Source organism: Streptomyces coelicoflavus, from assembly GCF_045041415.1.
Lineage (GTDB): Bacteria > Actinomycetota > Actinomycetes > Streptomycetales > Streptomycetaceae > Streptomyces > Streptomyces coelicoflavus.
Map to the genome: position 1 here is coordinate 2,649,657 of NZ_CP108218.1, position 19,968 is coordinate 2,669,624.

Sequence of the window (19,968 nt, forward strand, 5' to 3'; positions counted from 1 at the left end):
TCCTGGGCCCAGCTCCGCCAAGGGCTGCTCGAGGTTTAGACACCGTGCCATCTACGTGTCAGATCCTGCAGGGAATCGCGTAGAACAGCGGAACCTCGCCCCGGGTGTGACCAGCACTCCAATACCACCCGGTCGCAGGTCAGCGCAGCAACCGCAGCCGAAAAACCCAAGCTTCCCAAGGTCAGGGTGCAGTGCCGTCTTCACCTAGATCCAGGTCCTCTCTCATGCGTGCCCGAAGCACGGCAAGGGCATCATCGTAAGTTCGGCGCCCCGCCAGGTACACGGGATCGGTGACCAGGACTCCCTCCATCACCCGATCCCGAAGGTCACGCAGACGGCGGAAAGCATCCTCCGAAGCTTCTACGACGCGACTGGGTGCACTGATGGTCATCTGGTACCTCAAGCCGATGCACTGCCCGAACGCTTCGCGAGCCGTGATGCGGCGCATCGAGGGTTCCATGTCCGAGTCCCGAGCGACGTTGCCGCAGGCGTGACGGGCTTCAGATAGCCCGGCCAGGTAGTCCCCATATAGCGTGCGGAGCGTTTGCGTCTCGCGATCCAAGCACTCTCGCTTCCACCGTTGACGGTCGAGAAGCATGGCGGATCCTGTGGCGATCACCGCGCCAACTATGGTGCTGATCAAGGTGATCCACTGCATAGACCGACTGTAGCCATTGCCATGCTGTCTGTCGGCCCCGCACCACAAGCGCACCAGATCGAGCGGGGAACAACGGGGAATCACGGTGAAAGCCAGCGGCTCCGGCGAGGGCGCTGGTTAGCCATCAGCCAGGTCACGTAAGAACCGGCCGCAAATGATCGCAGCTTCCCAAGCTGATGTCTCCCACGGTCTGCCGTTCGTCCGGGCTGCGGCGCTGGGGCGCCGGTCCCGGCCGAGCGGCAGGCCGACCATGTGGTTCGGGATAGCGACGGCCCTCATACGGCACCACTCACAGAAGGTGGACGTATGAGGCCAGAGCAGTTGATCGCGGGAGCACGCTCAGACCACGGTCAACTGCGTTCAAGAAGCGGATCAGGCCGCAGGTGTTCGCCGTCGAGTGGCCGGAAACGCTCCGGCCGCCACATCATGCAGCTCAGCTTGCAGTCCTGCCGCGATCAGGCCCGCAAGCAGGTCGGCCGCTTCAGGCCGGACGGACCCGAGGTGCACCAGTCCGTCACCGGCGACGTTCACGTCCGCCACCAAGCCGGGGAAGTCGGAGTCCAGGCTGAGTAGCACCAGCTGATCGGCCAGGGCGCCGGCGCCTCGTCGGGCGCGGTTCCAGCCGCGGACGTAGGGCACGTCAGGAGCTAAGTTCTCCGCCCGTTTGGCCACCACTCCTCGCCGGTCGGTCATCGTGTCAGTTCCTTCCCTTGTGTTCTTGGACGGTGGTTGGGGCAGTGTCGGTGCTGGCGTGGTCTCTGCCGAAGCCGCTCGCCAGCGCCAGGCGGAGGAGTTCTGCGAGGCGTTCGGCCGTCTCGGGCGACACCCGACCCAGCTCGACGAGGCCATGTCCGAAGGCGTTCAACTCGGCGCGCAAATAAGGGAAGTCCCTCTCCAGGCCCGCGCGTACGAGGATGTCTCGCAATGCGGTGGTCGCGTTTCGGGCCGCGTACCAGCCGTCACTGTCGAGGGGCGACCACGCGGCAGCGTCTCGGCCGTCGGTCGGCTCGTTCGGCATCAGCGGTCTGTCTTCTCGGGAAGGGCAGCGACAGCCTCGTACGGGGTGGGGTACATCTCGTCGAAGCGATCGATCCTGGCGAGAAGTTCTCCGGACGCGACCAGCGCGGTTGCCAGGGCAACCGGGCGTAGGGGGTTTGCCTCCGGTCGGCGCGTGGGGGCGCGGAGCCACTGGTAGCGGTCATCGGACAGAGGAATGGGGCCGGGTACGACGACCGCACTGCCGTCGCCGAGGTAGCGGAACGGCGGTGGAGACGACGTTTCCCGTCCGAGGTAGAACGTGAAGGTCTCGCGGCTGTCCGAGCCGAGAAGGAAGCCGACCCTTTGGGCCTTGCGATCGGCCACCGACGGTCCGAAAGGCATGCCGCTGCGCTGGAGACGGTCGAACATCTCCAGCCCGAGGCGCTCTTCGACGCTCAGCACGTCGAAGAGGCGGCCGGTCGGCACCAGACTGGGCCTGCGGGGATCGTCCGCCCAGATCTCCCGGCGCAGGGCCGGGTCGTCCGTGGCTTCGGACAGCCATTCCATGCCGCGCCTGGTCATCCTTTGCACGTCGTCTCACCCTCAGTCGGAGTACCTTGCGGCCCAATGCCGCCGTGCCTCCAGACTCATGGCCCGGTACATGGCCTGGGCAGATGACGAGGGGTGACGGGGGATGATACATCCACACACGTCACGTCATCCCCCGTCAGGTCGGCAGGTGCAAACGATCTCCGGTTTCTGCCTGCAAGAAGCGATCACCAGCGCGTACATTCGGTCGGACAGGTCGAGTTGCCACGCCGGCGCATGCGCACGGGAGTGAAGGGTCACGTCTCCATGAAGCCGACCAGTGTCCGCTTACGAGAGGCCCGCACCAGTCGGGGCTGGAGCCAGCCGCGACTGGTCAGTGAACTGCGTCGGATATCCGGGCAACGTGGGCATCAGTTGCCATCGGACACCAGCGTGAAGCGCCGCATTGCCAGTTGGGAGAACGGCCACAGCTCGCCCGACGACTTCTATGGTCCGCTGCTCTGCGATGTCTTCGCGGTGGGTGCGGCGGAGCTCGGTCTGAGTGTCGGAGAAGCGAAGGACGCTCCCGTACTCGACGCTGCGTATCCCGCCAGCCCGGACGACGCCATTCAGACGGTCAGCCAACTGTGGCGCGCGGATCTCAACCAGTACGACCCTCTGATCTCGGCGGAGCCGTCCGAGCCTGCATGGAATGAGGCTTCCTTGCGGTGGCTGGTCGCGCCCGAGCCGGGCATCCCTCGCCCACGCACCGAGGGAACACGCGTCGGTCTCCGTGACGTGACCGCCGTCAAGACCACAGCCGACATGTTCGCTCAGCTCGACGACCAGTTCGGCGGAGACCACGCGCGCCACTCGGTGATCCAGTACCTCAGCAACGATGTGGCACCACTGCTGCGCGGCCGGTACACCGAGCAGGTAGGCCGAGCCCTCTTCTCCACCGTCGCGGAAGCCACCCTGCTGGCCGGTTGGATGTCGTACGACGCCTGTCACCATGGGCTCGCCCAGCGATATTTTCTCCAGGCACTCCGACTCGCCCAGGACGCCAACGACCGCCGGTTGGCGGGCAGCATCCTGTCAGCAATGAGTCACCAGGCGACGTTCCTGGGGCGGTACACCCAGGCCGCCACTCTCGCCCGTGCGGCGCTCATGGGCATTTCCGCCGTGGCCACGCCGACGTTGCGGGCTCAGTTCCATGCGATGGAAGCCCGCGCCCTCGCCCGTACCGGCGATGTTGCTGCTTGCGAGGCATCCTTGAGCGCGGCGACCAGAGCCCTTGAGAGCCGGAACAGCGGAGACGAGCCGGAATGGATCAGCTACTTCGACGCGGCAGAGCTTGCCGCGGAGGCCGCCCACTGCTTCCGTGACGTCAACAGGGCTCGCCATGCGGTAACCCATGCCGAGAACGCGATGAGCGGCAGCCACGTGCGCAGCGACTTCTTCGCGACCATGGTCCTCGCCGACGCCCACCTACGAGCCGGGGACGTCGAAGAGGCGTGCCGCGTGGCCCTCGATGCGCTCGACATGGGGGAACAGCTCAAGTCGGCCCGGTGCGTCAGCTATCTCGCCGAGTTCGGGCAGAACCTCTCCCTGGTGGAAAGCACAGCCACCCAGGACTTCCGCCAGGTAGCAGCGGAGCACCGGCTGTGGCAGGCGACGGGCAGAGTGGCCAGCGCCTGAAGAGACGCTGGACAGCAGGCAGGCAGTCACCCGGACCGGGCAACGCACTCAGAAGGGCCGCCAGTCCTTCCGGCTTCCGCCCGTCCGTAGCGCGCGCAGACGCCGGCCGAACTCATCCACGGAGCGCTCGCTGGTAGCGACCTGGTGGCCGAGCCACGCCACCATCATCAGCTCTCGCAGGTCAGCCAGGGTCTCGTAGCCAGGCCAGTTCATCAAATCGAAGCCGTACCGGTGGACGAACTCCGCGTACTCCGCTTTCGAGTGCCAGCCATAGCGGTCGTAGTAGAGCGCCGTCAGGATCAGGTCCCACTCGCGTGGGGCGAGTGTGAGGCCGTCCAGGTCGATGAAGACCGCGTGGCCGTCCCGGTGGCGAAGGACGTTCCCGATGTTGGCGTCTCCGTGGATCATCCCGAAGGGGAGAACGAAGTCCAGGCGGTCGTAGTCCTTGGCGAGCACCGCTGCTCGCGCCTCCAGGAACTCGCGGTCCTCCCCCGCGATGCCGTCCAGTCCTTCGAGGGACGCCGTCAGCTTGGCCAGCGGATCGAAGTACGGCAGGCCGAGGGACTCCGGCTCTTCGAGCCAGTGGAGGCGGCGCAGCAGGTCGGCCAGTTCGCCGACGGTGGCGTACTCCTCGTTCTCCTGGACGCTCTCCCAGAAGGTCACCACTCGGCCGCTGACGACGAGCGGCTGAGCAACCCGCGCCGGCACCCGCGTGGCGGGGAAGTTCTCGGTCTCCAGCCAGCGTGCCACCTTCACCGCCCGGTCCATCTCCGCGCGAACCGACGGATCACGTGCGATACGCACGATGACGGGTGACGAGGGCAGGCGGTACACCGCGTTCGACCCCAAGCGCAGCAACTCGGCTCCACTGGAGTCGAGTCCGGCCGACGAGCAGGCCTCTCGAAGGATGGGGGCCAGTGTCTCCGCGGTGAACTCCGCGCTGTTGCCGCCCGCTCCCCCGCTGCTGCCCGAGATCATGCTTCGACGATACGGCCCGGACCCACCGCCTGACAGGTCGCCCGCGTAATAGGAGCGTGATGATCTTGCTCAGGCTTCAGCCGCAAGAAGGCTCCGCCGCAGGTCAGGGCACGGGGTGCCGCTCGTTCTCACCTGGCCTCCGGAGCCGTGTGCGCAGGTTCGAATCCTGCCGGGGGCACTTCGCAGGAAGTGTCCAAAGACCCCGCCGTCAGCGAGTTCGCTGAAGTCGGGGTCTTCGCGTATGTGCAGGCGGATGTGGTCGGGTGCGCCCGGCTGCGCCCGCAGAGCCGTGGTGCCAGGGCCGGGGTCGGAGCCGACGCGCTGACCGGCACGGCGAGGAAGAGGTCCGCGATCTCGTCGACGATCACGGCAACGGGCATCGGGCGTTCCGTGTCCGGACAGGCCCCGGCATGTTCCGGACCCGGGCCGTCCGACAGAGCGTCATTCTGTCGCGGGTCAGGTCGACGAGAGCGGCCTCGGGTCGGCGACTAGGCACCGTTGCCTGGAGCCGCCCCGATCCGAGCGGCCCTCTAGGACCGGTCCCGGTCGGGTGGTTGAGGGCTTGATTCGAAGCCGGCGAGGAGGAAGCCGAGGCCCAGGTCGAAGCTGGCGTCCCAGTCGTCGTCGGCGATGTAGTTGTTGGCGGCGACGGTCGGGTAGCGGTCGCTCTGGCTCGCCAGGTACTCCTGGCCCAGGCGGGTCTCCTCGGCGGAGAGGCGGAGGCTGGACTGGGCGGCGGTGGCGCCCATGACGTGGTTGTAGAGCGCCCAGGTCGCGGCGTTGAGGCGCTTGTCGGTCAGGCCGGCGCGGACCAGCGCCGACTGCAGCAGCTCCATCCAGGCGAGGAAGTTCGGCCCCATCAGGGGTCGTTGGCGGGCCGGCAGGGACGCGGCCCAGGGATGGCGGAGCATGGCCCTGCGCCAGTCGTGGACGAGGGCGGCGATGTCCTCGCGCGGGCTGGCGGTGCCGTGGCCGGGGACGCCGGCCTCCCCGAAGATGGCGTCGACGGCCAGGTCGACGACGTCGTCCTTGGTCGCCACGTGCCAGTAGAGCGTCGTCGCCCCCACCTGGAGCCGCTCGGCCAGCCGCCGCATGGTCAGCCGGCCCATGCCCTCCTCGTCCAGCAGCGCGACGGCCGCCTCGATGATCCGGGCCCGCGTCAATGGGGGTTCGCCCTGTTTCTGTCGCGCCTCCCGCAGCCAGACGTTGCCGGCTCCTCCGCCGGCCCCACCGTGCACACGCTCTTTGCCCGCGATGACGCTCACCTCCACATTCACGCGGCTCGACCCGGATGCGAGGCACCGCCCGTCGTGCACCGGAGTCCCGCACGTCCCGGCCGATGCACGTACCGGGCGGACGGTGCGCCCCGCTCAAGCCGCATCCACACTTTCTCAAAAGATATACACACCCTCTCCGACCTGGTGTTTCCACCCCTTCCGGGGCGCCGTCCGAGGGGGTTGGGGCAGCACTTTCGACCCGCTCCGTCGCGCTGAGTTGTAGTAGGGTCACCCCTCACTAGACCAACGTTCGAGTATCCCGACCATAGTGCGAGTGACTGTGACAGACATCAAGCAACAGGACCTGACGACGCCTTCTCCGTCCCCCCAACGCTGGTGGGCCCTGCCCGTCGTGAGTCTCGCCCAGCTGATGGTCGTGCTGGACGCGACCATCGTGAACATCGCGCTTCCCTCGGCCCAGCAGGACCTCGGGATGTCGGACGCCAACCGGCACTGGGTGATCACCGCCTATGCCCTGGCCTTCGGCGGACTGCTGCTGGTCGGAGGTCGTGTGTGCGGCGCCCTCGGCCATCGCCGTTCCTTCGTGCTCGGCCTGGTCGGATTCGCCGCCGCCTCCGCGGTCGGAGGAGCCGCGAACTCCTCGGGCATGCTGTTCGCCGCCCGTGCCGGCCAGGGAGTCTTCGCGGCCCTGCTGGCGCCGGCCGCGCTCTCCCTGCTGATCCTCACGTTCACCGACGGGCGCGAACGCGGGAAGGCCTTCGGCGTCTTCGCCGGGGTCGGGGCCGGCGGGGCGGCCCTCGGCGTGGTGGCCGGCGGCCTGCTGACCGAGTACGCCGACTGGCGCTGGTGCCTCTACATCAACGTGCCCATGGCGGCGATCACCCTCCTGGGCGTGCCCTTCGTCATGCGGGACCGTCCCAGCGGCACCCTGCGCCACCTGGACCTCCCGGGCGTCCTCCTCAGCGTCACCGGCCTGGTCTGCCTGGTCTACGGCTTCACACAGGCGGAGCCGCACGGCTGGGGAGACCCGAAGGTGCTCGCGCTGCTGCTCGGCGGGCTGCTGCTGCTGAGCCTGTTCGTCGTGGTCGAGGCCAGGACGAGCCACCCGCTCCTGCCGTTGCGCATCCTCGTCCACCGCACCCGCGGCACCGCCTTCGCGTCGGTGTGCGTGATGTTCGTGGCGATGTTCGGCTTCTACCTCTTCGTCAGCTACTACACGCAGACGATCCTGGGCTACTCACCCGTCAAGGCGGGAATGACGCTGCTGGTCAACGCCGTCTGCACCACCATCGGCGCGATGGTGATCGCCGGACGGCTCACCGGCCGGGTCCCCCCGAACGTGCTGATCGCGGGAAGCCTGCTGTCCTCGGCCCTCGGCATGCTCGTCCTCACCCAGCTGGAAGTGGACAGCGCCAACGTGTTCGCCCTCTACCTGACCCCGTCGATGATCCTGACGGGTCTGGGTCTGGGCTGCCTGCTCGCGGCGGCGACCAACCTCGCAACGGCGGAGCTGGGTTACGCCGACGCGGGTGTGGCCTCGGCGGCGTACAACACCGTGCAGCAGGTGGGCGCCGCGTTCGGCACCGCGCTGCTCAACTCCATCGCCACCAGTGTCACCGGGGCGTACCTCAAGGACCACGGTCGGGGCCGGGACGCCGTCAACGCCGGGACGGTGCACGGCTACACCGTCGCCCTGTGGGTGGCCTTCGGCGTACTCGTCGCCGGGGCACTGGCCGTCGTCCTGCTCGGCCGGGGGCGCTCCGGCGACGCCGAGCCCGGTGTGTCCGTCGCGTCCTCGCAGTAGGCCCTCCCCTGCCCGGGCCGGCCGCTCCCCGCCTCCCCCGGGCCCTCTCACCCTTCCCCGTCCCGTCCCGCCGCTACCCGTCCCCACCCGGGTTCCGACCAGTTCCGTCCCGTCCGAACGAAGGAGAAGAAGACCCATGTACCAGGCGCAGCCGCCCCCCACTGCCGCCGACGCATTCGTACCCGTCGTCGATCTGTCGACGAAGGACCGTCCCCGGGGACGCGCGGCGATCGCCGCCGCGATCGACCGGGCGTGCACGGGTTCGGGGTTCTTCGTGATCGTGGATCACGGGGTCCCGCAGGACCTGATCGACCGCATGTTCTCCACGACGAGCGCCTTCTTCGCTCTCCCCGACGCGCAGAAGGCGCTCGTCGCCCACCGGCCGGGGGTCTCCGGCTACCGACGTACGGGAGGTACGACCGCGCTCAGCCTCGGTCAGCAGACGCCGCCCGACCTGTGCGAGGCCTTCGCGGCGCACGTGACCGGCGAGCTGGGCGACGAGGCGCGCGGCCGGCTCGGCGACCAGTGGGCGACCTGGACACTGGCGAACATCTGGCCCGAGGAGCCGGCCGGTTTCCGGGAGGTGTGGCACGACTACATGGCGGCGATGAGCGAGCTGGCGGCCGACCTCATGCGGCTGTTCGCCCTCGCCCTCGACCTCGACGAGGACTTCTTCGACGACAAGTTCGACCACCACGGCTCGTCCGTCGCCGTCAACTACTACCCCCCGCAACTCACCCCGCCCCTGCCCGGCCAGTGGCGCCGCGGCCCGCACACCGACTTCGGCAGCCTCACCATCCTCTACCAGGAGGACGACCGCGGCGGACTCCAGGTCCTCCAGGACGAGGACACCTGGCGCGACGTCGCCGCCATCCCCAACAGCTTCGTCGTCAACATCGGCGACCTCATGGCCCTGTGGACCGGCGGACGCTGGGTCTCCACCATGCACCGCGTCGCCAACCCCGCCCACGGCGACACCACCTCCCGCCTCACCATCCCCTTCTTCTACCTCCCCAACCACGACGCCTCCATCGAACCGATGCGCCCCCTGACCGGTGCGCGCGAGGGCCACCGCCGCGAGCAGGCGAGCGTGGTCGCCGGGGAGTGGATGTCCCGCAAGCTCCAGAGGATGTTCGCGGGCTGACCCCGGAACCGGCGCATTCCAGACCCCGGCCCGTCGCGGAGGCGTACTCCCCCGTACAGCACCTCCGCGGCGGGCCGGCTTTCCCGAGGAATAGCGAAGTAAATGCGCGGCCGCATCGCGGCACTCCGGCAGACGATTGAGTTGACATATTCGGCGACCGGCCGTGGCGGCCGACGGCGGCCCGGACCTAGCGTCGGGGCAGAACACTCACCGGGAACACTCACCTGGAACAGTCGCGGAGGGCCCGGGAATTCAAGAGGGAAGGAAAAGCGTGAGCAATACCCAGCAGACCGTCACCGTGACCGACGGGTTTGTCCCGGTGATCGACCTGTCCACACGCAAGGACCCCGAGGCCCGCACCGCGATCGCCGAAGCAATAGGCGGCGCCCTGCGGAGTTCCGGATTCTTCATCGTCGTCGGGCACGGCCTCTCCCCGGAACTCGTCGACCGCATGTTCACCACGACGAACGCCTTCTTCAAACTGCCCGAGGACGAGAAGGACCTGGTCGCCTCCCGCCCGGGGGTGTCCGGCTATCGCCGGGCCGGCGGCACGCTGGCGCGCAGCCTCGACCGGCAGACGCCGCCCGACCTGTGCGAGACCTACGCGGCGCACGTGACCGGCGAGCTGAGCGACGAGGCGCGCGGCCGGCTCGGCGACCAGTGGGCGAGCTGGACGCACCGCAACGTGTGGCCGGACAACCCCGCCGGTTTCCGGGCCGCCTGGCAGGACTACATGGCGGCGATGAGCGAGCTGGCGGCCGACCTCATGCGGCTGTTCGCCCTCGCCCTCGACCTCGACGAGGACTTCTTCGACGACAAGTTCGACCACCACGGCTCGTCCGTCGCCGTCAACTACTACCCCCCGCAACTCACCCCGCCCCTGCCCGGCCAGTGGCGCCGCGGCCCGCACACCGACTTCGGCAGCCTCACCATCCTCTACCAGGAGGACGACCGCGGCGGACTCCAGGTCCTCCAGGACGAGGACACCTGGCGCGACGTCGCCGCCATCCCCAACAGCTTCGTCGTCAACATCGGCGACCTCATGGCCCTGTGGACCGGCGGACGCTGGGTCTCCACCATGCACCGCGTCGCCAACCCCGCCCACGGCGACACCACCTCCCGCCTCACCATCCCCTTCTTCTACCTCCCCAACCACGACGCCTCCATCGAACCGATGCGCCCCTTCACCGACTCACCCGCCGTGGAGCGGTTCGACACGGTCACCGTCAGCGAGTGGGTGTCGCGCAAGGTCCAGAAGATCTTCACCTGACGTCCCGGCTCATTCCTGCCCGCAGCCCGGCAGAGCAGAAAGGTACGGAGAGATGAACAAGAGCGTCCATCACGACCGGATCAGTGAGCAGTACCAGGCATCGAGCACGCAGTACGACAACGTCAAGAACCTGCCGTACGCCTTCTGCGAGCGGGAAACGCTGCTCTCCGGGCTCCCCGATCTCACGGGCCGGCGCGTCCTGGACGTCGCGTGCGGCACCGGCTACTACTCGCGGATGTTCAAGCGGCTCGGTGCCGAGCGCGTCGTCGGCGTGGACATCGAGGAGAGCATGGTCGACGTCGCCCGCCGGATCGAGGCGGAGGCGCCGCTGGGCATCACGTACGACGCGGTCGACGCGGCAGAGCTGCCCACGCTGGGCGAGTTCGACGTGGTCGCTCCGATCTGGGCGTTCGTGCACGCGAAGGACGCCGACGAGTACCACGAGATGGTGTCGCGCTGCGCCGCGAACCTGGTGAGCGGCGGGACGATGGTCGCGCTCTGCTCCAACCCGGACATCGACCTGGAGAGGATGGCGGTCTACCCGCGCTACGGCCTCTCCATCACACCGAAGGGGAAGCACGGCGACCGCCAGGTCATCCACATCGAGATGGACGTCGAACCGCGCGTGGGCTTCGACGGCTTCTTCTGGCCGGCGGGCACCACGGAGGCGGCCATGGAGAAGGCCGGTCTCACCGAGGTCCGGCGTCACGGGAACCGTGCCCCGGGGCACCCCGCCGGGATGTCCGAGAAGGGGTACTGGGCCGACTTCGTCGCCAATCCCCCGTTCGCGCTCTACACGGCGACCAAGCCGTAGCGGTCCGGTGCGCCTGCCCGGACGGCCGGCACCTCTTCGAGACGGAGAACCTTCGAGACGGAGAATCCCATTGAAGCTCGCTGTGTTCGGAGCGAACAGTTCCACCGGGCGCCATCTCACGGAGCAGGCGCTCGCCGCGGGTCACACGGTGACCGCCGCGGTCCGCCGGCCCGAGGCGTTCCCGCTGTCCGGGCCGCTGCTGCGGGTGGAGGCCGTGGACGTGTACGACCGGGCGGCGGTCGAGAGGGCGGTGGAGGACAACGACGCGGTCGTCTCCATCCTCGGTGTCCCCTACCAGCGCGGGCCGGTCACGGTGCTGTCCCGCGGCATCACCCACATCACCGACGCGATGGCCCTGCACGGCACCAAGCGGCTGGTCACGGTGACATCCCGGCTGCTGGCGGTGCACGCGCCCCGGTCGGCGGGCGAGAAGCCGCCGTACGAGCGGTTCATGTACCGCAGGCTGCTCTACCCGTTCCTGACCCGGCTCGGCCGGACCCTGTACGACGACATGCTCCGCATGGAGCAGATCGTGCGCGCGACCGAGCTCGACTGGACGATCGTCCGGCCGTCCGCGCTGTACAACACCGACGTGGTCAGCGACTACCACTTCGGTCCGCCGCAGTCGCCGGGCCTGTACACGTCCCGCATCGATCTCGCCCATTCGCTGCTGCGCGCGACGACAGAAGGCTCCCACGTCCGCTCGGTGGTCTCGGTTTTCACGACGGAGGGTGTGCCGACTTTCGGTGACGTACTGAAAAAGGAAGTCCTGCGGATCGGAGCCTGGGACCACAAGTAGGATTCGGCCACGCATGGCGCGACGGCACCACCCGGTAATGGGTGGTGCCGTCGGCGCGCGCATTTTCACATCTTCTTCTCGAAGTTCGACGGGATCCCGCACCGGCTTAATTCCTACCCACTTGCGAAACACCGTGATAAGACTGGAAGAGACCTGTTGGGTAGACCGTACGGAACCATCTGACCATGGATCCGGGAGCACTTCCAGGGGGCGATGCACCGGTGCACAAGGGATCACAGCTCGCGGTATTCCTCGAAACCCTGCGGTGGTCGCCCGAGCGGCTGGCGCGGGAAATCAACAGAAGGTACGGCGAAAACACCGTCAGTTTGAAGGCACCGTATGGCTGGGCGAAAGGGGCCTTCCCCCGCGGCCAGGTTCCGGGCTTCGTTGCCGCCATCCTCTCGGACCATCTCGGCAGAACGATAGGTATCGGCCAAATATGGCCCGGGCGCCGGCCCTGCACCGAGTTGGACGGCTTCCGGGACGCGGCCCTCGGCCCTCCCTGGACCGAGGAGCACGTCGGCCGCCTGCTGCGGCCCCTGCTGGAGCGGCAGGACACTCCCGGAGGGGCCCCGTGGCCGACGGAGCCCGTGCCCGGTGCCGTGCTGGTCTCCCTCGCCGTGGACTGGCTGACGGCCGGGAGCAGGCCCATGTCGGCTCGTTCGTCGGGCGCGGGGCTCTCCACCGAGATGGTGGACATCCTGGCCAGCCGGATCGCGCGGCTGCGGGAGGTGGGCGACGCCGAGGACGACGGCCTGGTCATGAACTGGGTGGTGCACGAGCTCCGTTGGGCGCTGCGGATGGCCGAGAGCACCGCCTACGACGCGCCGACGGGCGGGCGGCTGTTCGGCGCCATCGCCGAACTGGCGCAGCTCGCGGGTCGATTGACCGAGAACCAGGGGCACCACGCCCGCTGCCAGCACTACCTGCTGGCGGCGTTGCGCGCATCGAGTCTCGCCGGTGACCGCGGCCAGGGGGCGCGCGTGCTCTCAAGTCTGAGCCGTCACCTCTCCCGGTGCGGCAACAAGCAGGACGCCCAGCGCCTGGTGAGACTGGCGGACGTCGGCACGGACGAGGCCCTGCCCTGTCCGCCGGACTCGCCGTCCGTGCCGCATCAGGCCCAGGCGTACGCGCGCTTCGCCGACAAGTCCCCCGCCGTACCGGCCGACCAACCGGGCGTGCACGTCTGCGGCGTGGGACCGGCGGGCGCGCTGGGGCCACGTACGCCGCCGCGCCACGAGAAGCCGAGCCGGCTGCCGTGGGCGGGCTAGGGGGTGGTTCGGAACCTGCCGGGGTCGCCGGCCCCGGCAGGCGACGGCGTCCTGTCGCCTGCCCGGCCGGGACCACGGGGACCAGCGGGACCTACTCCAGGTAGCCCGCCAGTGTGTACGTCCCGGACGGCGGTGCCGTGGCCGCTGGGCCCGTGTCGTCCACCCCGCTCGGGGCGAGGTACCCGCCCAGCGTGTGACTGCCGGCCTCGGACGGGCCCGCCTCCCCGGGACCCGCCTCCGGCCTCGTTCCGCTCGTCGTCATGTTGCTCGTCGCGGGGGTGGGTACGCAGACGCCGTGCAGCCAGGCGAGATGGTCGTACAGGTCGTCCGCCGTCAGCGCCGCGAGTGCGGTGTTGCGTCGGCTCGCCGCCTCGTCGCGCGCGTGCCACAGCCGGATGCTGTCCCGCGCGGCCCGGTGCACCGCGGCGGTGCGCTCGGCGCGTACCGTGTTGTAGTGGCGCAGCCGTTGCGGAAAGCCGGCCGCCGGGCCGTCGAGCACCTCACCGAGGACGACCGCGTCCTCCAGGGCCAGGCAGGCGCCCTGCGCCGCGTAGTGCAGCATCGGGTGGGCGGCGTCCCCGAGGAGGGCGACCCGGCCGTCGGTCCAGGTGCGCACGGGCTCGCGGTCGACCAGCACCCACGCCTTCCACTCCGCACCGAGGGCGAGCAACCGCCGCGCGGTCTCGGCCAGTCCGGTGAAGTGGCCGCGCACCACCGAAGGGCTGACCGGGACGCCGGAGAACACCTCGGACGGCTGGTTCTCCACGCTGGGCGCCAGGTTGAGCAGCCGGCCGCCGGCGATCGGGTAGTGCACGAAGTGGCGGCCGGGGCCGGCCCACCAGGTGACGGCGGGGTGCCGCAGGTCGGGCGGTACGTGCTCCATCGGGACGAGCGAGCGGTACACGGTGATACCGGCGTTGCGCGGGGCACCGTCCCCGACCAGCTGGGCGCGTACGGCGGAGTGCAGCCCGTCGGCTCCGACCAGGGCGTCCGCGACCAGGTGCTCACTGTGCGCCAGCCGGACCCGCACGGCCGTCCCGGTGTGGGAGTAGCCGACTACGGGGCAGGAGGCACGGAGCACGATGCCGGGGTGGTCACGGCAGGCGCGCAGCATCAGCCGGTGGAGGTCGCCCCGGTGCACGACGACGTAGGGGTTGCCGAACCGGGCCCGGTACCGGTCGTCGAGCGGCACGCTGGTCACGTGCCGGTCCAGGAGGCCGTCCATGAAGCGGAGTTCGGGCACCGGTACGGCGATCTCCCGTACGGCGTCCAGCAGGCACAGCCGGTGCAGCGCGTGCATGCCGTTCGGGGCGAGCTGGATGCCGGCGCCCAGTTCCACGAACTCGGCGGCGCGTTCGCACACCACGACCCGGTGTCCACGGGCGGCGAGGGCGAGGGCCGCGGCGAGGCCCCCGATGCCACCCCCCGCCACGGCGACCGTCGTCATGCCCCGGCCCCGCGGGCGGCGTCCTCGTGCCCGCCCGACGCGATCAGGTGGGCCAGCTCCAGCCGCTTCACCTTGGTGGTCGCCGTCTGCGGCAGGTCAGCCCGACGCCACTGCACGGGCGGGGCCATCCACGGCAGGTCGGCGACCGCCCGCCGCCAGGCCACCCGGTCCAGCGGGAGGTCGTCGCGGGTGCAGACGACCGGCACGGGCCGGCCCTCGCCCGCTTCGAGGATCACCAGTTCGGTGAGTTCGGTGAGGCGACCGAGCAGCCGGTCCTCCACGGAGAGGGTGCTGCCGAACCCGGGGATCTCGTCGACCTCGCGGTCGAGCACGTGCAGGCACCCCCAGCGGGTGCGGTAGCCCAGGTCGCCCATCCGCCACCAGCCGCCGGAGTCCTGCTGTGCGAAGCGGTCGGGGTCGCCGAGGTAGGTGCGGATCCTGCCGTCGCTGCTGACCTCGATGTGGCCGGGTGAGGCGGCGGTGGGCCGCCGGCCGTCGCGGCTGACCACCCGGACCCCCGTCATCCCGGGGAAGGGGATGCCCACGCAGCGTCCGTCCGCCTCGGGCGAGCGGCTCCGGCCGTAGGTGCGTGCCACGCAGGGGCCGATCTCGCTCTGACCGTAGATCTGGCCGAACTTGGCGGACCGACGGTGGGAGGCGCCGATCAGGGCGCGCACCGTGCGGGGGTGCAGGGCGTCGAACGTACTGCTGAAGAACTTGACGTTGGACAGGGGCCGGCGCGGGTCGGCGGCCAGCCGCTCCCAGCTCATGTACGTGTTGGGGTGGGCCTCCAGCACCGCGGGCCGCAGCCGGGCGAAGAACGGCGCGACCCGCTCCGGGTCGGCGTCCACCAGGGCCGCCACCGGGAAACCGCGCAGCAGTGCGATGGCCAGCGCGGTGAACAGCCGTGAGTGCACGAAGGAGACGTGGAAGGCCACCGGTTCGCGCCGGCGCAGCAGCGCGGTCGCGAGGGCCTGCGGACGGTAGCGGGCTTCCAGGCCGAAGGCGGTGTGCACGGCCAGCTTGGGCAGTCCGGTCGTGCCGGAGGTGTGGGTGACGAGGGTGGGCTGCTCCGGCGGCATCTCGAGCGCCGGCACCCTCGGCGCTCCGGCCAGGTCGGCGAGCGCGGTGGCGTGTTCGTGGCGGCCGGAGGCGAGCAGGACGCGGCGGCTGAGGGCGAACACCTCTGCGGGCAGCGAGCCGGTCAGCTTCGCCTCGTCGGTGAGCAGGTAGGGCCGGTCGACCCGGCGCAGCAGTGCGGCGACCGTCTCCCCGTCCAGGTGGGGCGAGAGCAGGACCGGTACGGCGCCGATGCGGACGGTGGCGATGGCGAGCAGGGTGATGTCGAACGCGTTGCTCTTGTGGATCACCACGTGGTCGCCGGGGCGGGTCCCGGCCCGCCAGAGGCGGGAGCCGAAGTCGTCGACCAGGTCGGCGGCGTCGGTGGCGGCCAGGCTCCTGCCGCGCTCCGGGGCGATGTCGAGGTCGTGGTCGAGGAGCAGGACGTTGGTCGGGTAGCGGGCGGCGGCCCGGTCGAGCAGCGTGCCCAGGCGGATGCCGCGGTTTCCTATGCGCTGCAGAAGCATGTGTCAGCCTCGATGCGAGTCGACTGGTGGAGGTGCGGGGTCAGGAGGACTCGACGGCCTTCTTCAGGCGTTCGACGGTGGCGGCCATGTCGGAGGTGACCTTGGCCGTCCACTCGGTGAAGAACGCCGTCCGCTCGTCGTCGCTCATGGAGCCGGTGATGCCGGTGATCCCCTCGGTGGGGGCGCCCATCCGGAAGTGGTGGGCGAGTGCGGTGCCGCCGTCCGGGGCGGGGCTCAGCGTGTAGCCCCAGACGCTGTCCTGGGCACGGCCGGCCCGGGTGCGCATCGCCCAGGCGAAGCGGTGCGCCGGTTCGGCCGCGACGACCTCGGCCTCCGTGTCCCAGGCGCCGCGGACCACCGGCGCCCAGGCCACCACGTCGGCCTCGCGCCGGTTGTGCCCGAGGAACACCGCGCCCACGGTGCCGGGTTCGCCGCCGCTCCACTCGCCGCCGGTGCATTCCTCGCTCCATTCGTGGCAGCGCGGCAGGTCGCTCACCACGGCGTACACGAACTCCGGGGGCCGGGCAACGTGTGTCTCGACGCGGATGTCGAAGAGGGGGGCGTTCGGTTCGGCGTTCATGGCCGTCAGCCTTTCCGGGGGTCGCGGGGGTGGACAAGGAAGAGCGGCCGGGGTTCGTCAGGTCGCTCCGGCCGCCATTCGAGCAGTGCCAGGCCGGCGGACATGCCGCCGCCGAATCCGGCGAGGACCACGAGGTCCCCCGGGGCGATCCGGCCGGCGGCGGCGTCCAGGGTGATGGGCACCGACGCCGCGCCGGTGTTGCCGAGGTGCCGGACGGTGGTGTGCGTGCGCTCCGGGGGGAAGCCGAGGTCCGCGGCGAGCGCTTCGATCATCCGGCCGTTGGCCTGGTGCGGTACCAGGTGCAGGCGCCGGGCGCGGTCAGGGCGGTGCCGGTCGAGGAAGGCGCGGATCAGGGGCCCGACCCGGCTCTCCACGAAGCGGCGCACGGCCGGGCCGTCCATGGCGAAGTAGTGGAGGCCCTGTTCCAGTGAGGCCGGGGAGGCAGGGATGCGGGAGCCGCCGGCCGGGACCCGGATGAGGTCGCGCTCCCGCGGGAAGGTGGCCAGCTCGGTGGCGAGCACTCCGGCCCCCTCGCAGGGGCCGAGCACGACGGCTCCGGCGCCGTCGCCGAAGAGTACGACGGTGCGGCGGTCCGTCGGGTCGAGGGTCCGGGAGTAGATGTCGGCGCCGACGACGAGGGCGTGGCCGCGGGTGCCGCGGATCATGCGCTCCGCCGTGGCCAGCGCGAAGACGAAGCCGCTGCAGACCGCGTTGATGTCGAACGCCGGGGTGCCCGCGGGAACGCCCAGTTCGGCGGCGACCGCGGTGGCGGTGGGTGGCTGGGGGGAGTCCGGGGTGGACGTGGCCACCAGTACCAGGGAGACCTCGGCGGGGCGGATCCCGGCGTCGGTCAGGGCGGCGCGCGCCGCCGTCGCCGCCAGGTCGGAGGTGGCCTCGTCCGACGTGGCCCAGCGGCGTTCGTGGATGGCGGTCTTGCGGCTGATCCACTCGTCGGTGACACCGGCCGGTGTTCCGACCTCGTCGTTGGTGACCACCTTCCCGGGGAGGCAGGAACCGGTGCCTAGGATGCCGACCGCGTCACGGGCCGGGGCTGCGCGAGGGGCCATGCTGGGCTCATTTCGGTTCGTCGCCGTGCGCGCGCTCCACCGGGAGGGGAGCGGGCGCGGCGTCCGGGTTCAAGGGTCCGTGGCGGACGCTAGCCAAGGGTCCACCGGGCGTCCCAGGAATTCCGGCGGAAAATGTCAGATCCGCGCTCGTGGCGCGGAAAACGTCGGGTCCCCGCTCTCGGCGTCGATTTCGCGGGCACGGAGAAAGGTGACAGATTTCCCCGCCGCCCGTCGCGTCCGCCGGCGGCCCGGCTTAACGTGGTGCGCCGACACGGTGGCCGTCCTAACAAGGGATTCTGATGGGGACGAGCGAACACCCGGCGACACAGCGGCCCTGGTCCGGAGCCATCGACGTGCATCACCACGTCATTCCGGAATTCTATGTCGCCGAATTGAGGAGAACAGGAGCCGCCTCCACCCTGCCCGGTGTCGACAGACCGCGCTGGGAGATCGGCAAGAGCCTCGCCATGATGGACCGCCAGGGCATTCGCGGGGCCGTGGTCAACGTCTGGCCCGGGGTGCCCGTTGTGGACGCGGCGACGGGCGCCCGGATGGCCCGCCGGATCAACGAGGGGCTCGCCGAACTGGTGGCGCGTCACCCCGGCAGGATCGGCGCGTTCGCGGTGCTGCCCCTGCCGCACGTGGACGCGGCCCTTGAGGAACTCGCGTTCAGCGTCGACGTCCTCGGTCTGGACGGCGTCGGCCTGGTCACCCACTACGGCGGGACGTACGTCGGGGACCCGGCGCTGGACGCCTTCCACGCCGAGGCGGCGCGACGGGGCACGCCCCTGTTCGTCCATCCGACGGCGCCGCCCGTCGAGCAGCCCGCCTTCGGCCTGCCGGCCTCGCTGTGCGAGTTCCCGTTCGAAACCGTGCGGCTGGCCGCCCAACTCCTGTACAACCGCACGCTGGAGCGGCATCCGGGGCTGCGGATGATCCTCTCGCACGGCGGCGGCGGCCTGGCGTACTACGCGGCACGGCTGGCCTGCGGTCCGCTGATCCGCGCCGATCTGGCGGAGCGGCTGCCCGAGGACCCGATCGGCTACCTGCGGCGGCTGTACACCGACACCGCCATGGTGGGTGATCCGTACGCCTTCGGGCCGGTGCGGTCGCTGTCCGGCGCGGGCCGGCTCCTGGTCGGCTCCGACTACCCGTTCATGCCGGAGTCCTTCAGCACGGAGGGCGGGCGGTACGTCGTCGACCAGGGCGGGTTCACGCCGGACGAGCTGGCCCGCATCGAGTTCGGCAACGCCGTCGAGCTCTTCCCACGATTCGCCCACGAACGACAGGAGGGCTGTTGACGTGCTCGCCGACACGACGGTCGACGCATATCTGGAACGCATCGCGGCGCGGCGCCCGGCCGCGGCCGACCTGGAGTCGCTGCGGCACCTCCAGGCCCGCCATCTGCTCTCCGTGCCCTTCGAGAACCTGGGCTACCACCTCGGTGAGGAGATCCTCATGGACGAGCGGGTGGTCGACAAGATCGTCACGCAGTCCCGGGGAGGCGGCTGCTACGAGGTGAACCCCGCGCTGATGTTCCTGCTGCGCAGCCTGGGCTACGAGGTCTCGGTGCTGCCGGGCCGGGTGTGGATCAGGGGCCGGCTGACCGCGCCCCTGTGCCACCTCGCGCTCCGGGTGCGGGCGGACGACCGCGACTGGCTGGTCGACGTGGGATTCGGACGCAACAGCAGGTACCCGCTGGCGCTGGACACCGAGGAGGAGCAGCAGGACCCGCACGGCCGGTTCCGCGTCGTACGGGCGGACGACGGCGGCTTCGACGTGGGCCTCGACGGCACCCCGCAGTACCGGGTGTACCGAGTGCCGTGCGAGATCGACGACTTCGGGCCCACCCTGTGGTGGTACCGGACCGCCCCGGAATCCCCCTTCCTGCAGAACCTGTTCTGCTCCCTGCCGACCGAGAACGGCCGGGTCACTCTGAAGGAGGACCAGTTCGTCCGCGTCGTCGGCACCGAGCGGGAGAGCCGGCGGCTGACCGGCGAGGACGAGATCCGCGAGGCGTACGACAAGTGGTTCGGAATCCGGCTGGAGCGCATGCCCGTGAAGTCGTCGCGTGCCACCACGGTGCCGATGTCCTTCGACTGACCGAC

General features: G+C 70.1%; 19 protein-coding genes. 9 read left to right on the forward strand and 10 right to left on the reverse strand.

All coding sequences use genetic code 11. The annotated features are described in order from the left end of the window. Positions 1 to 181 precede the first annotated feature (181 nt). The 4 genes from OHA99_RS11515 to OHA99_RS11530 all read right to left on the reverse strand — a co-directional run bounded on the left by OHA99_RS11515 (position 182) and on the right by OHA99_RS11530 (position 2,203). Positions 182 to 658 carry a hypothetical protein gene (locus tag OHA99_RS11515; RefSeq protein WP_153177929.1) on the reverse strand — a complete coding sequence of 159 codons (477 nt, stop codon included), beginning with the start codon at positions 656 to 658 and terminating at the stop codon, positions 182 to 184. A gap of 372 nt (positions 659 to 1,030) precedes the next feature. Further along, a complete protein-coding gene (locus OHA99_RS11520; RefSeq protein ID WP_405695616.1) occupies positions 1,031 to 1,351 on the reverse strand; it encodes a hypothetical protein in 321 nt (106 codons plus the stop codon). Positions 1,352 to 1,355: 4 nt separating this feature from the next. Next, on the reverse strand, positions 1,356 to 1,676 hold the full coding sequence (locus tag OHA99_RS11525; RefSeq protein WP_381497495.1) for a hypothetical protein: 321 nt from the start codon (positions 1,674 to 1,676) through the stop codon (positions 1,356 to 1,358). Further along, positions 1,676 to 2,203, reverse strand: coding sequence for a bifunctional DNA primase/polymerase (locus OHA99_RS11530; protein ID WP_405695619.1), 528 nt, complete (start codon positions 2,201 to 2,203; stop codon positions 1,676 to 1,678). Before OHA99_RS11530 ends, OHA99_RS11525 begins: the two co-directional genes overlap by 1 nt. A gap of 414 nt (positions 2,204 to 2,617) precedes the next feature. Here OHA99_RS11530 and OHA99_RS11535 point away from each other — a divergent pair, with 414 nt between their 5' ends. Continuing rightward, a complete protein-coding gene (locus tag OHA99_RS11535; RefSeq protein ID WP_405695621.1) occupies positions 2,618 to 3,862 on the forward strand; it encodes a hypothetical protein in 1,245 nt (414 codons plus the stop codon). A 48-nt stretch (positions 3,863 to 3,910) separates the two neighbouring features. Here the strand turns inward: OHA99_RS11535 and OHA99_RS11540 are convergent, their stop codons facing one another. Then, positions 3,911 to 4,840 carry an aminoglycoside phosphotransferase family protein gene (locus tag OHA99_RS11540; protein ID WP_405695622.1) on the reverse strand — a complete coding sequence of 310 codons (930 nt, stop codon included), beginning with the start codon at positions 4,838 to 4,840 and terminating at the stop codon, positions 3,911 to 3,913. A 530-nt stretch (positions 4,841 to 5,370) separates the two neighbouring features. Further along, positions 5,371 to 6,105, reverse strand: coding sequence for a TetR/AcrR family transcriptional regulator (locus OHA99_RS11545; RefSeq protein ID WP_405695625.1), 735 nt, complete (start codon positions 6,103 to 6,105; stop codon positions 5,371 to 5,373). Positions 6,106 to 6,487: 382 nt separating this feature from the next. On the opposite strand from OHA99_RS11545, the gene OHA99_RS11550 reads away from it, so the two are divergent. The 6 genes from OHA99_RS11550 (at position 6,488) to OHA99_RS11575 (ending at position 13,180) form a co-directional block, all read left to right on the forward strand. Then, positions 6,488 to 7,882: an MFS transporter gene (locus tag OHA99_RS11550; RefSeq protein ID WP_194280278.1), complete on the forward strand. Its 1,395-nt coding sequence runs from the start codon at positions 6,488 to 6,490 to the stop codon at positions 7,880 to 7,882. Between the two features lie 136 nt (positions 7,883 to 8,018). Further along, entirely contained in the window at positions 8,019 to 9,026 is a 1,008-nt protein-coding gene (locus OHA99_RS11555; RefSeq protein WP_405695627.1) for an isopenicillin N synthase family dioxygenase, read from the forward strand. A gap of 271 nt (positions 9,027 to 9,297) precedes the next feature. Beyond that, positions 9,298 to 10,296, forward strand: a complete 999-nt coding sequence (locus OHA99_RS11560) for an isopenicillin N synthase family oxygenase (RefSeq protein WP_153177936.1) — start codon at positions 9,298 to 9,300, stop codon at positions 10,294 to 10,296. Between the two features lie 52 nt (positions 10,297 to 10,348). Beyond that, complete coding sequence (locus OHA99_RS11565) at positions 10,349 to 11,110, forward strand: class I SAM-dependent methyltransferase (RefSeq protein ID WP_153177937.1); 762 nt, start codon at positions 10,349 to 10,351, stop codon at positions 11,108 to 11,110. Positions 11,111 to 11,180: 70 nt separating this feature from the next. Next, positions 11,181 to 11,909, forward strand: a complete 729-nt coding sequence (locus tag OHA99_RS11570; protein WP_153177938.1) for an NAD(P)-dependent oxidoreductase — start codon at positions 11,181 to 11,183, stop codon at positions 11,907 to 11,909. Between the two features lie 467 nt (positions 11,910 to 12,376). Beyond that, positions 12,377 to 13,180: a hypothetical protein gene (locus tag OHA99_RS11575; protein ID WP_153177939.1), complete on the forward strand. Its 804-nt coding sequence runs from the start codon at positions 12,377 to 12,379 to the stop codon at positions 13,178 to 13,180. A gap of 91 nt (positions 13,181 to 13,271) precedes the next feature. On the opposite strand, the gene OHA99_RS11580 is transcribed toward OHA99_RS11575, so the two are convergent. The 4 genes from OHA99_RS11580 to OHA99_RS11595 are packed head-to-tail and all read right to left on the reverse strand — an operon-like array spanning position 13,272 to position 17,860. Next, positions 13,272 to 14,627, reverse strand: coding sequence for an FAD-dependent monooxygenase (locus OHA99_RS11580; protein ID WP_405695629.1), 1,356 nt, complete (start codon positions 14,625 to 14,627; stop codon positions 13,272 to 13,274). After that, positions 14,624 to 16,213, reverse strand: a complete 1,590-nt coding sequence (locus tag OHA99_RS11585; RefSeq protein WP_405695631.1) for a class I adenylate-forming enzyme family protein — start codon at positions 16,211 to 16,213, stop codon at positions 14,624 to 14,626. The genes OHA99_RS11580 and OHA99_RS11585 overlap by 4 nt, the downstream gene beginning before the upstream one ends. 40 nt (positions 16,214 to 16,253) lie before the next feature. Then, on the reverse strand, positions 16,254 to 16,793 hold the full coding sequence (locus tag OHA99_RS11590) for an SRPBCC family protein (protein ID WP_165684811.1): 540 nt from the start codon (positions 16,791 to 16,793) through the stop codon (positions 16,254 to 16,256). A 5-nt stretch (positions 16,794 to 16,798) separates the two neighbouring features. Further along, positions 16,799 to 17,860, reverse strand: coding sequence for a 3-oxoacyl-ACP synthase III family protein (locus tag OHA99_RS11595; protein WP_164383231.1), 1,062 nt, complete (start codon positions 17,858 to 17,860; stop codon positions 16,799 to 16,801). A gap of 299 nt (positions 17,861 to 18,159) precedes the next feature. Between OHA99_RS11595 and OHA99_RS11600 the strand changes: the two genes are divergently transcribed. Beyond that, positions 18,160 to 19,161, forward strand: a complete 1,002-nt coding sequence (locus OHA99_RS11600; protein ID WP_282881330.1) for an amidohydrolase family protein — start codon at positions 18,160 to 18,162, stop codon at positions 19,159 to 19,161. Position 19,162: 1 nt separating this feature from the next. Next, the gene (locus OHA99_RS11605) at positions 19,163 to 19,963 is read left to right on the forward strand and encodes an arylamine N-acetyltransferase (protein ID WP_153177945.1); all 801 of its coding nucleotides are present in this window, start codon (positions 19,163 to 19,165) and stop codon (positions 19,961 to 19,963) included. Positions 19,964 to 19,968: the final 5 nt, after the last annotated feature.

What these genes read in the sequence shown, in the direction of transcription:
- OHA99_RS11515 (WP_153177929.1), bottom strand. Translation starts at nt 658, where the DNA reads ATGCAGTGGATCACCTTGATCAGCACCATAGTTGGCGCGGTGATCGCC.
- OHA99_RS11520 (WP_405695616.1), bottom strand. Translation starts at nt 1,351, where the DNA reads ATGACCGACCGGCGAGGAGTGGTGGCCAAACGGGCGGAGAACTTAGCT.
- OHA99_RS11525 (WP_381497495.1), bottom strand. Translation starts at nt 1,676, where the DNA reads ATGCCGAACGAGCCGACCGACGGCCGAGACGCTGCCGCGTGGTCGCCC.
- OHA99_RS11530 (WP_405695619.1), bottom strand. Translation starts at nt 2,203, where the DNA reads ATGGAATGGCTGTCCGAAGCCACGGACGACCCGGCCCTGCGCCGGGAG.
- OHA99_RS11540 (WP_405695622.1), bottom strand. Translation starts at nt 4,840, where the DNA reads ATGATCTCGGGCAGCAGCGGGGGAGCGGGCGGCAACAGCGCGGAGTTC.
- OHA99_RS11550 (WP_194280278.1), top strand. Translation starts at nt 6,488, where the DNA reads ATGGTCGTGCTGGACGCGACCATCGTGAACATCGCGCTTCCCTCGGCC.
- OHA99_RS11555 (WP_405695627.1), top strand. Translation starts at nt 8,019, where the DNA reads ATGTACCAGGCGCAGCCGCCCCCCACTGCCGCCGACGCATTCGTACCC.
- OHA99_RS11565 (WP_153177937.1), top strand. Translation starts at nt 10,349, where the DNA reads ATGAACAAGAGCGTCCATCACGACCGGATCAGTGAGCAGTACCAGGCA.
- OHA99_RS11580 (WP_405695629.1), bottom strand. Translation starts at nt 14,627, where the DNA reads ATGACGACGGTCGCCGTGGCGGGGGGTGGCATCGGGGGCCTCGCCGCG.
- OHA99_RS11585 (WP_405695631.1), bottom strand. Translation starts at nt 16,213, where the DNA reads ATGCTTCTGCAGCGCATAGGAAACCGCGGCATCCGCCTGGGCACGCTG.
- OHA99_RS11590 (WP_165684811.1), bottom strand. Translation starts at nt 16,793, where the DNA reads ATGAACGCCGAACCGAACGCCCCCCTCTTCGACATCCGCGTCGAGACA.
- OHA99_RS11595 (WP_164383231.1), bottom strand. Translation starts at nt 17,860, where the DNA reads ATGGCCCCTCGCGCAGCCCCGGCCCGTGACGCGGTCGGCATCCTAGGC.
- OHA99_RS11600 (WP_282881330.1), top strand. Translation starts at nt 18,160, where the DNA reads ATGGGGACGAGCGAACACCCGGCGACACAGCGGCCCTGGTCCGGAGCC.